General features: G+C 47.1%; 14 protein-coding genes. 11 read left to right on the top strand and 3 right to left on the bottom strand.

Annotation, left to right across the window (positions count from 1 at the left end; translation table 11 throughout):
- The 9 genes from ilvB (at position 1) to cimA (ending at position 9,898) form a co-directional block, all read left to right on the top strand.
- Positions 1-1,710, top strand: coding sequence for a biosynthetic-type acetolactate synthase large subunit (gene ilvB, locus X794_RS03580; protein WP_011309311.1), 1,710 nt, complete (start codon positions 1-3; stop codon positions 1,708-1,710).
- A complete protein-coding gene (ilvN, locus tag X794_RS03575) occupies positions 1,686-2,222 on the top strand; it encodes an acetolactate synthase small subunit (RefSeq protein WP_011309310.1) in 537 nt (178 codons plus the stop codon). The genes ilvB and ilvN overlap by 25 nt, the downstream gene beginning before the upstream one ends.
- Positions 2,223-2,240: 18 nt before the next feature.
- A complete protein-coding gene (gene ilvC / locus X794_RS03570; protein ID WP_011309309.1) occupies positions 2,241-3,239 on the top strand; it encodes a ketol-acid reductoisomerase in 999 nt (332 codons plus the stop codon).
- A 175-nt stretch (positions 3,240-3,414) separates the two neighbouring features.
- Complete coding sequence (locus X794_RS03565; protein WP_011309308.1) at positions 3,415-4,932, top strand: 2-isopropylmalate synthase; 1,518 nt, start codon at positions 3,415-3,417, stop codon at positions 4,930-4,932.
- Positions 4,933-4,947: 15 nt separating this feature from the next.
- Positions 4,948-5,349 carry an MgtC/SapB family protein gene (locus X794_RS03560; RefSeq protein ID WP_011929068.1) on the top strand — a complete coding sequence of 134 codons (402 nt, stop codon included), beginning with the start codon at positions 4,948-4,950 and terminating at the stop codon, positions 5,347-5,349.
- A gap of 17 nt (positions 5,350-5,366) precedes the next feature.
- Complete coding sequence (gene leuC / locus X794_RS03555) at positions 5,367-6,620, top strand: 3-isopropylmalate dehydratase large subunit (RefSeq protein ID WP_041344541.1); 1,254 nt, start codon at positions 5,367-5,369, stop codon at positions 6,618-6,620.
- Positions 6,621-6,691: 71 nt separating this feature from the next.
- Positions 6,692-7,192, top strand: coding sequence for a 3-isopropylmalate dehydratase small subunit (gene leuD, locus X794_RS03550; protein ID WP_011309305.1), 501 nt, complete (start codon positions 6,692-6,694; stop codon positions 7,190-7,192).
- A complete protein-coding gene (gene leuB, locus X794_RS03545; protein ID WP_011309304.1) occupies positions 7,193-8,290 on the top strand; it encodes a 3-isopropylmalate dehydrogenase in 1,098 nt (365 codons plus the stop codon).
- Between the two features lie 6 nt (positions 8,291-8,296).
- On the top strand, positions 8,297-9,898 hold the full coding sequence (gene cimA, locus X794_RS03540; RefSeq protein WP_011309303.1) for a citramalate synthase: 1,602 nt from the start codon (positions 8,297-8,299) through the stop codon (positions 9,896-9,898).
- Positions 9,899-9,902: 4 nt separating this feature from the next.
- On the opposite strand, the gene X794_RS03535 is transcribed toward cimA, so the two are convergent.
- Genes X794_RS03535 through X794_RS03525 form a run of 3 tightly spaced genes read right to left on the bottom strand, consistent with a single transcriptional unit; the run spans position 9,903 to position 12,404 of the window.
- A complete protein-coding gene (locus X794_RS03535) occupies positions 9,903-10,517 on the bottom strand; it encodes a SagB/ThcOx family dehydrogenase (RefSeq protein WP_011309302.1) in 615 nt (204 codons plus the stop codon).
- Positions 10,518-11,978 (bottom strand): RtcB family protein, encoded by a 1,461-nt coding sequence (locus X794_RS03530; RefSeq protein WP_034376537.1) that lies wholly within the window; start codon positions 11,976-11,978, stop codon positions 10,518-10,520. It lies immediately after the preceding gene.
- 9 nt (positions 11,979-11,987) lie between these two features.
- Entirely contained in the window at positions 11,988-12,404 is a 417-nt protein-coding gene (locus X794_RS03525; protein WP_011309300.1) for an archease, read from the bottom strand.
- Positions 12,405-12,506: 102 nt separating this feature from the next.
- Here X794_RS03525 and X794_RS03520 point away from each other — a divergent pair, with 102 nt between their 5' ends.
- Both X794_RS03520 and X794_RS03515 read left to right on the top strand, forming a co-directional pair.
- The gene (locus X794_RS03520; RefSeq protein WP_011309299.1) at positions 12,507-13,097 is read left to right on the top strand and encodes a hypothetical protein; all 591 of its coding nucleotides are present in this window, start codon (positions 12,507-12,509) and stop codon (positions 13,095-13,097) included.
- Positions 13,098-13,105: 8 nt separating this feature from the next.
- On the top strand, positions 13,106-13,813 hold the full coding sequence (locus X794_RS03515) for a hypothetical protein (RefSeq protein ID WP_011309298.1): 708 nt from the start codon (positions 13,106-13,108) through the stop codon (positions 13,811-13,813).
- The last annotated feature ends 8 nt before the right edge of the window (positions 13,814-13,821 follow it).

Below are 13,821 nucleotides of genomic sequence, written 5' to 3'. Positions count from 1 at the left end.
ATGAAATTGACTGGCGCCCAGATAGTATGCGAAAGTCTGCTCAAAGAAGGAGCAGGCATAATCTTCGGGTATCCGGGTGGAGTACTCTTGCCCTTGTACGATACTTTTACCCAGTACCCTGCCCTCAGGCATATATTGACCCGGCATGAACAGGGTGCCGCCCATGCCGCTGACGGTTTTGCCAGAGTTACCGGCAAGGTAGGTGTTTGTCTGGCAACGTCTGGGCCGGGTGCGACCAACCTGATTACCGGCATTGCCAATGCCTATATGGATTCAATTCCTATGGTAGCCATTACCGGTCAGGTTACACGTAACCTTATCGGCAAAGATGCTTTTCAGGAGATTGATATCACCGGTATCACTTTGCCCATTACCAAGCAGAATTATCTGGTAACCAAGGCAAGTTCACTGGCAGATACTATAAAGGAAGCCTTTTATTTAGCCCGAACCGGACGCCCCGGCCCGGTGCTGATAGATATACCCAAAGATGTATTCATTGAACAGGCAGAGTTTGAATACCCCGATGAACCGGATTTGCCCGGTTACAAGCCCGTCATAAAGGGCAACCTGATGCAAATACAAAAGGCTGCCAGACTTATAGAAACAGCTGAAAAGCCGGTAATTATTGCCGGTCACGGAGTAAATATTTCAGGCGCCAACGAAGAACTGAAGACTCTGGCTGAAAACTGTCAGTTACCAGTTATTACCACTCTGCTGGGTGTCAGCAGTTTCCCCGAGGACCATGTCTTGAGTTATGGCATGCTGGGTATGCATGGTATGGCTTATGCCAATATGGCTGTAGCCGCCACTGACCTGATAATAGCCATAGGCATGCGTTTTGATGACCGGGTTACCGGCAAATTGAGCTCCTTTGCTCCCCATGCCAGTGTTATTCATATAGATATAGACCCTGCCGAAATAGGCAAAAATGTACGGGTTGATGTACCCATCGTGGGTGATGTCAAAAATGTACTGAAATCACTCAACAAACAAGTGGAATGTGTTCAGCACCCTGACTGGCTGAGGCAACTGGAAAACTGGCGAAGGGAACACCCTCCGCTTTCTATACGGCATACTGACCTTATTCTGCCTCAGTATATAGTTCAGCAGATAAGTGAAGCTACCCGCGGGAACGCTATTGTGGTTACCGGTGTGGGACAGCACCAGATGTGGGCCGCCCAGCATTATACCTATATCCGCCCCAACTCACTGGTAACTTCCGGCGGTTTGGGTACTATGGGGTTTGACCTGCCTGCCGCTTTGGGTGCCAAGGTTGGTTGCCCTGACGAAACTGTCTGGTGTATTGCCGGTGACGGCGGTTTCCAGATGAATATGCAGGAATTGGGAACAGTGGTACAAGAGAAAGCGGCCGTTAAAATAGCTGTTTTCAATAACGGCTATCTGGGCATGGTTCGCCAGTGGCAGGACTTGTTCTATAACAAAAATTATGTGGCCACTCCTTTAGGATGCCCTGACTTTATAAAAATAGCAGAAGCATACGGCATTCCGGCTTTAAATGTTAAACGCAAGGAAGACGTCCGCCCGGCTATTGAACAGGCTATGTCCACCGAAGGACCATTCCTTTTGAACTTTGTGATTGAACCCGAAGAAAACGTATATCCCATGGTTCCTCCCGGCGCCGCTCTCCACGAAGTACTGGAAGAACCTAAGAAAGAGGTGAGTGCATGTCCCCGACGAAGCATACCATAGTAGCTTTAGTTGAAGACAGACCCGGCGTATTAAACCGCATGGCCAGCCTTTTCAGACGGCGTGGTTTCAATATTGACAGTATTGCAGTTGGGCGGAGTGAGACACCGGGTTTTTCCCGCATGACCATTGTGGTTGACGGGGCTAATACCATGGTAGAGCAGGTACGCAAACAGCTTGATAAAGTGATAGATGTGGTAAAGGTATCCGACATTACCGGACAGGATATCATCTGCCGTGAACTGGCACTTATAAAAGTAAAATCCACCCCTGCCAACCGCAGTGAAATAATGCAGATTGTAGATATTTTCCGGGCAAAGATAGTGGACGTAGCTTCCGATTCGTTGACAGTGGAAGTAACCGGAGATGAAGAAAAAGTAAATTCGCTATATAATCTGTTACGTGCATTTGGTATTAAGGAGATAACCCGTACGGGACGAATTGCCATGACCCGCGGCGGGCTTGCTACGGCTACCGAACTGCAATCATCTAAAGAATTAAAAACAAAAGAGTAAAAAGCTCTAGGAGGAAAAATGGCTGTCATATATTACGATAAGGACTGTGATCTGAGCCTTATTGAAAAGAAACTTATTGGTATTGTCGGTTATGGTGCCCAGGGTCATGCCCATGCCCAGAACCTGCGTGATTCAGGCCTGAAAGTTATTGTAGCTTGTGTTGAAGGCGGACGCGGCTGGAAGAAAGCCACCGCTGACGGTTTTGAAGTAATGTGTGTAGCCGAAATGGCCAAAAAAGCTGACATCATCATGATGCTGGCTCCTGATACCTCACAGGCCAAGATTTATAAAGATTCAATTGAACAGGGGCTGAAGCCCGGTAAAATGCTGATGTTTGCCCACGGCTTCAATATACATTACGGGCAGATAGTACCCCCCTCATTTGTAGATGTGACCATGATAGCCCCCAAATGCCCCGGCTATATGCTCAGGCAGGTTTTCACCGAGGGTGCAGGCGCTCCTTCGCTGATTGCTGTTGAACAGGATGCCAGCGGCAAGGCCAAGGAACTGGCTCTGGCTTATGCCAAGGGTATCGGTTCCAACCGTGCCGGCATACTGGAAACTACTTTTGCCGAAGAAACCGAAACCGACCTCTTTGGTGAGCAGGCTGTTTTATGCGGCGGCACTACCTCACTGGTCAAAGCAGGTTTTGAAACACTGGTTGAGGCCGGATATCAGCCCGAAGTGGCTTACTTCGAATGTCTGCATGAGTTAAAGCTGATTGTAGATTTGATGTACCAGGGCGGTATTGCCTATATGCGTGATTCCATTTCTGACACCGCCAAATACGGTGACTTCACCCGCGGTCCCAGAGTTATCAACGAGGATACCTATGAAACTATGGGCGAGATACTGGGTGAAATTCAGGATGGCAGCTTTGCCAAGGAATGGATACTGGAAAATCAGGCCGGACGTCCCGTTTACAATTCACTCCGCCGCATGGAGTCTGAGCACCTTATTGAAGAAGTGGGTGCCGAACTGCGCTCTATGATGAGCTGGCTGAAAAAGAAAAGGTAAAGGGTATTTTAAAATAACCATGATAGATTACATTCCAAATTATATAAGCGGACTGTATCACAGCCTGGCTGAAGGGAAACTTCTCATCCTTAGCAGCCCCTCTTTCTGGACGAAGAGGGGTATCCGGTTACAATGCTAAATATAGAGTAATTTTCTTTCAGAAAGGATTTTTGTCATGGACAGAATAAAGATTTTTGATACCACCCTCAGAGACGGAGAGCAAGCAGCCGGTGCTTCTTTAAATGCACAGGAAAAGCTGGAGATAGCCCGGCAGCTTGAAAAACTGGGGGTGGATATCATTGAAGCAGGCTTTCCCATCACCTCGCCGGGTGATTTTGAAGCCGTAAAGCTAATAGCCCAAGAAGTACGCACCCCTGTTATCTGTGGTTTGGCTAGAGCCATACCGGCAGATATTGACCGTGCCTGGGAAGCTTTGAAAGAGGCTGCCCATCCCCGGATCCATGTGTTTATTTCTTCATCTGAAATACACATGGTTCACCAGATAAAAAAGAGCCGTGACGAAGTGCTGGAGCTGGCGCGCACTATGGTAGCCAAAGCCAAAGGCTACACTGATGATATAGAGTTTTCGCCCATGGACGCCAGCCGCTCTGACCCGGAGTTTCTGTATAAACTGCTTGAAGCAGTTATAGATGCCGGGGCTACCACCCTGAATATACCTGATACCGTTGGTTATGCTATTCCCAGTGAATTCGGTGAACTTATAAAAGGTATCCGCCAGAACGTGCCCAATATAGGCAAAGCGGTTATAAGCGTGCATTGCCATGATGATTTGGGTATGGGCACAGCCAATTCGCTGGCGGCAGTTAAAAACGGTGCCCGTCAGGTGGAATGCACCTTGAATGGCATAGGTGAACGGGCCGGCAATGCCGCACTTGAAGAAGTAGTGATGGCACTGCGTACCCGAAGCGACTTTTTTAATTTTGAAACAGGTATAAACACACAGGAAATATACCGCACCAGCCGTCTGGTCAGTGCTCTTACCGGTTTCGCCATTCAACCCAACAAGGCAGTTGTGGGTGAAAATGCTTTCCGCCACCAGTCCGGTATTCACCAAGACGGCGTTATTAAAATGGCTAAAACGTTTGAAATTATGGATCCCAAGGAAGTGGGTATTCAGGCATCCAGTTTGGTATTGGGCAAGCTTTCAGGCCGCCATGCTTTCAAACAGCATCTGACTGAACTGGGCTTTGACCTGAACGAAGAAGATTTTGATCGTGCTTTCAAAGCATTTAAAGATTTGGCAGACAAAAAGAAGGACGTAACTGACCGGGATATAGAAGCTCTGGTTGCCGAAGAACTGCGGACTACAGTTGAACTTTATCATCTTGACCGCATACAGGTTACCTCCGGAGACAGGGGCATACCCACCGCCGCAGTGCGTCTGACTACCCCGAATGGGGGAGCTGTTGAAGATGCCTCTTTGGGCAGCGGACCGGTAGATGCCGTTTACAAGGCCATAAACCGGATAGTAAACGTACCTAACAAACTGACTGAGTTTTCGGTTAAGTCTGTTACGGCCGGTATTGATGCACTGGGTGAAGTGCTTATCCGTATTGAAAGTGACGGTGTGACCTATACAGGACGCGGGTCCGATACAGATATAATAGTAGCCAGTGCCAAGGCCTATATGAATGCCTTGAACCGCTTGCTTAGGGTTAAGAACGCATCTTAAAAGGAGCAACATACCATGCCGATAGAAGTGGAAATGCTCTTTCGCATTCTGCTTGCCATGGTACTGGGCGGGATTGTCGGTTATGAACGGGAACATTCAGGCAAGGCCGCCGGGCTGCGTACTAATACCCTTATTTGTGTAGGTTCCTGCCTGATAACACTGGTATCTATTTACGGTTTTTCGGAAACGGATATCAGCCGGATAGCAGCCGGAATAGTTACCGGCGTGGGCTTTCTGGGAGCGGGTGCTATACTCCGCCAGTCAGAGGGACACGTTGAGGGCTTAACCACTGCCGCTACTATTTGGGCAGTAGCCGGTATAGGTCTGGCTGTCGGTGCAGGTATGTATTTTTTATCGGCTGTCGGTACCGGTGTTATATTACTGATATTACTTATTGACCGGGTAAAATTCCGTTAGATATTCTTGGAGAGGTTATGATGAACTTAGTTGAAAAAATACTGGCCGCCCACTGCGGCAAAACCCAGGTCAGCCCGGGTGACTTTATAAATGCCAAAGTAGACCTGGTACTGGCTAATGACATTACCGCACCTATAGCCATTAAAGAATTTAAAAAGGTTGGAGTCAGCAAGGTATTTGACTCCAAAAAGATAGTCTTTGTGCCTGACCATTTTGTACCCAACAAGGATATTGCATCCGCCGAACAGGTTAAAATGGTGCGTGAATTTGCCCGTGAACAAGGGATACTCTTTTTTGAATGCGGGAAAATGGGCGTTGAACATGTAATCCTGCATGAGCAGGGTTTGGTATTGCCGGGTGATATTGTGGTAGGTGCCGACTCCCATACCTGCACTTACGGTGCACTGGGCGCTTTCACTACCGGCATGGGCTCAACCGATATAGCCGCCGCTATGGCTACCGGTGAAGTCTGGATGAAAGTTCCCCAAACTATCAAATTTAACTATTCGGGCAAACTGCCGAAATGGATTGGCGGCAAAGACCTTATCCTGTACACCATAGGGCAGACGGGTGTGGACGGGGCTTTGTACTCTGCCATGTTTTTCTGCGGTGAGGCTATTGAAGCGCTCTCTATGGAAAACCGCTTTACCATGTCCAATATGGCTATTGAAGCAGGCGGCAAGGCCGGGCTGTTCCGGGTTGATGAAAAAACTCTGGAATATGTAACCCCCAGAGCCAAACGCCAGTACACAGTTTATGACAATGATGCTGATGCGTCATATGCTAAAACATACAATTTTGATATTTCCAAGATTGAGCCACAGGTATCACTGCCGCATTCACCGGCAAATGCCCGCCCTGTCAGCCAGATTGGTAAAATTAAGGTTGACCAGGTTATCATCGGTTCCTGTACCAACGGGAGACTGGAAGACCTGGCCGTGTCTGCCAAACTGCTAAAAGGAAATGTGGTTCACCCTGACCTGCGGACTATTGTTATTCCCGGCTCACAGCAGGTATATCTGGATGCCCTGAAGGCAGGCTATATTGAAACCTTTATCAATGCCGGAGTTGCGGTTTCCACACCCACCTGCGGCCCTTGTCTGGGTGGACATATGGGTATTTTGGCGGCCGGTGAACGATGCTTAGCAACCACCAACCGCAATTTTGTAGGGCGCATGGGCAGTCCCAAGAGCGAAGTATATCTGGCAGGTCCGGCGGTTGCCGCTGCCACCGCCATTAAAGGATACATTGCCCACCCTGATGAAATTTAGATAGTTAATCTTGTTAAAGGATTGTGAAGAAGCTGTTGTTTAAAACAGGCTTTATTCAGCTAGGAGAAAAGATGTTAAAAGGATTTGTGCATAAATACGGTGAAAATGTGGATACAGATGCCATTATCCCGGCACGTTATTTAAACGTATCCGAGCCCAAGGCACTGGCCGAACACTGTATGGAAGATATAGACCTGGACTTTGTAACAAAAGTTAAACCGGGTGACTTTATCGTAGCCACTACCAATTTCGGTTGCGGCTCGTCCCGTGAGCATGCGCCTATTTCCATAAAAGCTTCCGGTGTTTCGGCAGTAATAGCCGCCAGTTTCGCCCGCATATTTTTCCGCAATGCTATAAATATCGGCTTGCCATTGCTTGAAAGTGCCGAAGCTGCCGAAAAAATAAACAGCGGTGACGAACTGGAAATAGATTTGGAAACCGGTATTATCAAAGACCTGACTACCGGCGAAAAATTTTCTGCCAAACCGTATCCCGAATTTATGTCCCGCCTGATAAAAGCCGGCGGTCTTATAGAATATACCCGTGAAAAACTTTGCGGAAGAGGTGTTTAGTTGGATTTCAAACTGACAGTTCTGCCTGGTGACGGCATCGGTCCGGAGGTTATGGACGAAGGCTTAAAAGTTTTAAATGCCGTCGCCAAAAAATACAAGCACACTTTTAAATATCAGTACGGACTTATCGGCGGTTGCTGTATAGACAAAGAGGGAGTAGCACTTAGTCCGGCAGCTCTGGCTATGTGCAAAAAATCCGATGCCGTTTTATTGGCGGCAGTGGGTGACCCCCGTTTTGATGACCCTAAACTGCCTGTCCACCCTGAAGACGGCCTGTTGGCACTTAGAAAGGGGCTTGGCCTTTTTGCCAATATCCGTCCGGTCAAGGTTGCCCCTTCACTGGTAAATTCCACCCCCATAAAGGCCGAAATAGTAAAAGGGACTGATTTTATATTTATCAGGGAACTAACCGGTGGCGTATATTTTGCCAAGCCCAAAAAACGCTGGACGACACCTGCCGGTATCCGCAAAGCTACTGACAGCATGACTTACTCTGAAAATGAGATTGAACGGATTGTGCGGGTAGGGTTTGAGCTGGCTAAAAACCGCAAGAAAAAATTGGTTAGCGTAGACAAGGCCAATGTCTTACTGTCTTCCCGCTTGTGGCGCCAGATAGTTATAGAAGTGGCAAAAGATTACCCTGAGGTGAAGGTAGAACATGTACTGGTAGATGCCTGTGCCATGAAACTTATACTTGCACCTACCTATTTTGACGTTATTGTCACCGAAAACTTGTTCGGTGATATTTTGACAGACGAGGCCTCCATGCTGGCAGGTTCTATGGGTATGCTGCCTTCTGCCTCTCTGGCAGGCATACCGGCAAAGGGCACTAAAATTTTTGGTCTCTATGAACCTATCCACGGCAGTGCCCCCACTATTGCCAAACAAAATATTGCCAACCCCATTGCCACCATTTTAAGCATAGCCATGATGCTACGCTACTCTTGTGGACTGGAGACTGAAGCTGTTGAAATTGAATCTGCGGTTGACAAGGTTCTGGCAGCTGGTTATGCTACGATAGATATATTCAAAGAGGGTAATACCAAGCTCGGTACTGCCGAGATGGGTAACCAGATAACTAAAATGATAGGAGGCTAAACTCCTGTGCAGGTAAAACTATACGATACTACTTTAAGAGACGGCTCCCAGCGGGAGGGCATTTCCTTCACGGTGGCGGACAAGCTTAAGATTGCCCAAAAACTGGATGATCTGGGCATACATTATATTGAAGGCGGCTGGCCGGGTTCAAACCCAAAGGACAGTGAATTTTTCACTCAGGCAAAATCACTCAAATTGAAAAATGCCAAAATGGTGGCTTTCGGATCTACCCGCCGCCCAAAAGTAAAGGCAGATGCAGATACCACCCTGAAACAACTGATTGATTCAGGTACGGAATATGTGACTTTAGTAGGTAAAAGTTCGGCCAGACAGGTAACACAGGTACTGGAAACCACTCTGGAAGAAAATCTGGCCATGATTACCGAATCTATTGAGTACCTGCGTTCCAAATGCATAAAGGTCTTTCTGGATGCCGAGCATTTCTTTGACGGCTATAAGGATAACCCCGAGTATTCAATACAAGTTTTACAGGCGGCAGAAAAGGCCGGTGCCGAAGGTGTGGTACTGTGCGATACCAATGGAGGTACTCTGCCAGAAGAAATAACCCAAGCCGTCAAAACCGTAAAAGAAGCCCTAAATATTTGCGTGGGTATTCACGCCCACAATGACACCGAAATGGCCGTAGCTAACAGCATAGCCGCTCTCAAGGCTGGTGCCAGTCAGGTTCAGGGCACCATAAACGGATTTGGTGAAAGATGCGGGAATGCCAATTTGTGTTCCATAATACCCATTTTGAAACTGAAGATGGATATAGACTGTATATCTGATAACCAGCTGAAATTGCTTACTGAAACTTCCCATTATATAAGTGAACTGGCCAATCTGGTTTCCGAGCCGTTCTTGCCGTATGTAGGTTCAAGTGCTTTTTCACATAAAGCCGGCCTGCATGTCAGCGGTCTCAGCAAATGGTCAGGCAGTTACCAGCATATAGAACCGGAACTGGTGGGTAACCATCAACGCCTGCTGGTATCTGAACTGGCAGGTAGATCAAACATTGTACAAAGGGCAAAAGCTATCGGCATAAATCTGGCTCCAGATTCCAAAGAAGTAAAAGACTTGCTTCAGCAGGTTAAAAAAATGGAGAGCTTGGGTTTTCAGTACGAAAACGCAGAAGCTTCTTTTGATTTACTGGTAAACCGCACCCAAACGGGATATATTGCCCCGTTTGAGCTTATAGACTTCATGGTGGTAGTGGAAAAGCAGCGACGCCCTTCAGCTATGCGCAATCAGGACGAAATGATGGCCGAAGGTATTGTGAAAGTAAGAGTAGACGGCGATATTATGCACACGGTAGCCGAAGGCAACGGCCCCATAAATGCACTTGATGCCGCTTTGCGTAAAGGTCTTTGCCAGTTTTACCCTGAACTCTCGGCAGTCCATCTATCAGATTACAAGGTGCGCATACTGGAGCAGACCAGCGGTACAGATGCGCTGGTAAGGGTGCTTATTGAATCCAGTGACGGTGAAAATACCTGGCACACAGTAGGTGCCAGCCCCAACATTATTGAAGCCAGCTGGCTGGCTCTTTCAGATAGTTTTGAGTACTGGCTGATAACCAAAAAGTGTAAAAACTGTAAAAAACAATAATCTATTAAGCGGCGGGGAAACCCGCCGCAATTATGTACAGAGGCTTAGGGTGTCCGTTTAGATTCATAGACTTACAAATGGTTTCTTCCGTAAAAGCACCTATCACCACACTTCCCAAACCCAAAGCCACACACGCCAGACTGAAGTTTTGTGCAACATGGCCTACTTCAAAATAGGCATATTTTTCGGCATTGTTGCCATATCTTTTTATCAAATCTTCCGGACGGTAACAAATAACCAGTGAGAAGGGAGCATCTGCCACAAAATCCTGTTTGAAACACCCTTCTGCCAGTTGTTTGCGGAAATCACCGCTCACCTGCAGATAAAGCCCGTTCCGCTCAGGATTATACCGGTATACCCCGGCTTCCAAACCTTCCACTCCTTTGTTCCCGGCTATTATATAAAGGTCAAGCGGATAAATTGCCCCGGCACTGGGTGCAGAACGTAATTTATCTACTGTATCTGTAATGCCGTCTGATGCCCACAACAGTTGGGACAAAGTTTCTCTATTTATCTGGCGGTTTGAAAATGACCTGACCGAACGTCTTTTGCTTATAGCTTCTTCAACTGTCATTTTGCCCCGCACACTGGGCGGGGGTAATTTTATAATATCAGTCATCTAACCTTTGATTACTCCTAATGGTCTGGTTTTAAATATATTCCGGGCAATACCTGCTTTGTGGGTTACTTCCACTACATCAGCCACATCTTTGTAGGCTTCTGAGGCTTCTTCTGCCAGACTGCCTATGTCACCCACCCTTATACTTATACCCTGAGACCTGAGAGTATCCAGCAGTTGTGTACCGGAAGTAGTTTTCTTAGCCGCACCGCGGCTGAGTATCCGGCCTGCGCCATGGCAGGTAGAACCGAAAGTTTCACGCATGGCAGTCTCTGTACCTACAGCTACATACGAGTATCTGCCCATGTCTCCGGGTATTATAACAGGCTGTCCGACTTTTCGGTAAACAGCCGGTATCTCAGGGTGGCCGGCAGGGAAAGAACGGGTGGCACCTTTACGATGGACACATACATTCTGCACTTTGCCGTCTACCATATGCTCTTCTATCTTGGCAATATTATGGGCTACATCGTATATCTGGTCCATACCTAAATCACGCCGGCTTTTTTCAAATACCTTCATGAAGGCATCACGTGCCCAGTGGGTGATGCACTGGCGGTTAGCCCAAGCATAATTGGCGGCACAGGCCATAGCGGCTAGATAGTTCTGCCCATCGTCTGATTTTAGCGGGGCACAAGCCAGCTGGCGGTCAGGCAAATTTATGCCATATTTTTTGACCGCTTCATTTAACAGTTGCACATAGTCAGTACATACTTGATGCCCCAAACCCCGTGAACCGGTATGGATAAGAAAAAGTACCTGACCCAGCGCCTGAACTCCGAACACCGCCGCTACTTCAGGATCAAATATTTCATCTACAACCTGTACTTCCAAAAAATGGTTGCCTGAACCCAGTGTACCCAGTTGGGATGCACCTCTGGTCTTGGCCTTATTGGAAACCTTGTCGGGATTAGCACCAGATAAACTGCCGGATTCTTCAGTCAGTTTAATGTCTTCGGCTTCGCCCATACCCTTTTCCAAAGCCCAGCTCCCGCCACGGGTCATTACATTATCTATATCTGTTCCGCTTAGCTTTATATTACCGCTGCTACCCACCCCGGAGGGTATTTTGGAAAAAAGCTCATTCAAAAGCTCATCTATCTTGGGTTGAACTTCTTCAACACTGAGGTTTGTCCTTAAAAGGCGGGTTCCGCAGTTTATATCAAAACCTACGCCGCCGGGTGAGATTACCCCGTCACTTATTCTGGTAGCGGCCACTCCGCCGATGGGGAAACCGTAACCCCAATGAATATCAGGCATAGCCATAGACCTGCCCACAATACCGGGCAAAAAAGCCACATTGGCAATTTGCTCTATAGCATGCTCCTCCCATATTTGATTGAGCATACGTTCACTGGCATATACCAGACCGGGCACTCTCATACCTACTTTGTAGCTCTGGGGGATTTCCCAACGGTAGTCATCTATTTTTTTAAGTATTCCATGCCACGGGCTGGTCATAACTGCCTCCTAGATATCCAATAACACTTGAAGCTTGTACCCTCCGGTAATCTTTTTTACTTTGAGCAAGTGGTAGGTAGCTGCCTTTACATAATGATGCAAGGGAGTATCTGCATTAACTTTTTGGCCAAAACAGATAGCCGTAAGTTTAAAAGCTGAATTCACCGCCACTTCAAAACGCCCAAACACCAGTATTTGAGTATCAAATATATATATAAGTTCATTTAGCCACTTAACCAGCAGATTTTCATAACTATCTGATATAAATTCCAATGATATTATTTTATCCTGTTTCAAGGTAGACGTATCAGTAATAAGGCTGAAAAGACCGCTGGCCGCAAACCCAAAGGCATCACCCATACTTGCCCCTTGTGCTACAATGCCCACATCAGCCGTATGCTGGATTAGTTTATATCCCAAAAACATAGTAACTTATTATAACATTTTAAATATTTGTGAGCGTAAATTTCTTTCAGCTTTGGCCATCATTTAGTATAATAGAGACGAATAAATGAAATCGGGGTGAATATGGGCGACATTAAGTCTGCTTTTGAAATCGCCATGGAAAAGCTAAAGGATATTGAGGAGGTTACGGAGGATGAGAAAGCCCGCTGGAAATACCTGCCTGCCGGAGAAAAGCTAGCCACTGCCTACCTCAAGGAAACCGTCAATCTCAAAACTGAACTTGAGCAATACCAAGGAAAAGCACGTGAATATGTGGGAAAAGGCATAGAAAACCTGCTATTATCCCTTATAGCCCTGCCGGAAAATGAAGCCGCTACCCGTATCGGTAGCAAGGCAATGGAGGGCATAAAGAGCATTAAAGAAGACCAGGCGGCGGCAGAAACAATGATCAGCCAGATGGTGCAAATCATAGCCCATTATACTGACCAGGGTGAGAAACAGCGCCGCTCCGCTTATGACCAACTTAAACAGCAGTATTCCCAATATCTGCAAAAAGCCATACAGCAGGGTATGGAAATGCCTCCTGGTCTGTCATCTGATATAGAAAAACACCCCCGTTTTCAGGAAGAATGGCGAAAACGGAAAAATGAATTTGAAGCACGGTATATTGAATCTCTGGCACAAATGAAACAGGAACTTTCACAGATAAAGTAGGGGTTTTTATGGTGGATGACTCTCTGATTTTTAAAGCCGTAGCAAATACCCGAATACTCCGGCCTCCAAAGCAGCGGCTGGCCACTTTCGGTATTACCAATATAGATTATTACCTGCTAACCACACCATCTTATCCCGTTGAAGAAGGTGATATGCCTTTGCAGGCGGAAACTGTGGTACGGGAAGGTAAAGTGATAGTCCAGCAACCGCGGATAGTCACCCCATATTACCTTACCCGTCTGGAAGGTTTCTCTGACGAAGCCAAACGCTATTTCAGCCTTCTGGTTGACCAGTATGGCTCTCAGGCACCCGGCCTGATGTATGCCTACAAAAATGAATCCAAAGGACTGAATATAGTACCGGGGGAACTGCATACAGTGGCTCAAAACATAAGCCAGCAACTGGACAAAGATAAAGCCAAACTGACCACCATTATTCAGGGCGAAGACACCCTTTGGGATGTGTCTCTGCTCAAATTTATTTATGACCTTACCCGTCATTCGCTTCAAGGCAACCTTTCAGATTTGGGTAGCCGGGGACGGCTGGGAGTAGGTACGGATGGCGTACCCAGTGATGCCCGTTTTTATATTGAAGAACTGTTTTCCAAAACGCTTCGTGACGAAGCTGACCCGAGTGAACTTAAAGACGAACTGGAACGCTGGGAGCTTTTTAATGAGTATCAGGATCGTTTTTTTGCCCTGTTTAAGAAAAAATAAGGGGAAGA

The organism is Dehalococcoides mccartyi CG5 (genome assembly GCF_000830885.1).
Classification (GTDB): Bacteria; Chloroflexota; Dehalococcoidia; order Dehalococcoidales; family Dehalococcoidaceae; genus Dehalococcoides; species Dehalococcoides mccartyi_B.
This window is presented reverse-complemented; position numbering and strand designations above follow the sequence as displayed.

Coding starts and splice junctions, on each gene's coding strand:
- ilvB (WP_011309311.1), top strand. CDS start 1: ATGAAATTGACTGGCGCCCAGATAGTATGCGAAAGTCTGCTCAAAGAA.
- ilvN (WP_011309310.1), top strand. CDS start 1,686: ATGTCCCCGACGAAGCATACCATAGTAGCTTTAGTTGAAGACAGACCC.
- ilvC (WP_011309309.1), top strand. CDS start 2,241: ATGGCTGTCATATATTACGATAAGGACTGTGATCTGAGCCTTATTGAA.
- X794_RS03565 (WP_011309308.1), top strand. CDS start 3,415: ATGGACAGAATAAAGATTTTTGATACCACCCTCAGAGACGGAGAGCAA.
- X794_RS03560 (WP_011929068.1), top strand. CDS start 4,948: ATGCCGATAGAAGTGGAAATGCTCTTTCGCATTCTGCTTGCCATGGTA.
- leuC (WP_041344541.1), top strand. CDS start 5,367: ATGATGAACTTAGTTGAAAAAATACTGGCCGCCCACTGCGGCAAAACC.
- leuD (WP_011309305.1), top strand. CDS start 6,692: ATGTTAAAAGGATTTGTGCATAAATACGGTGAAAATGTGGATACAGAT.
- X794_RS03535 (WP_011309302.1), bottom strand. CDS start 10,517: ATGACTGATATTATAAAATTACCCCCGCCCAGTGTGCGGGGCAAAATG.
- X794_RS03530 (WP_034376537.1), bottom strand. CDS start 11,978: ATGACCAGCCCGTGGCATGGAATACTTAAAAAAATAGATGACTACCGT.
- X794_RS03525 (WP_011309300.1), bottom strand. CDS start 12,404: ATGTTTTTGGGATATAAACTAATCCAGCATACGGCTGATGTGGGCATT.
- X794_RS03520 (WP_011309299.1), top strand. CDS start 12,507: ATGGGCGACATTAAGTCTGCTTTTGAAATCGCCATGGAAAAGCTAAAG.
- X794_RS03515 (WP_011309298.1), top strand. CDS start 13,106: ATGGTGGATGACTCTCTGATTTTTAAAGCCGTAGCAAATACCCGAATA.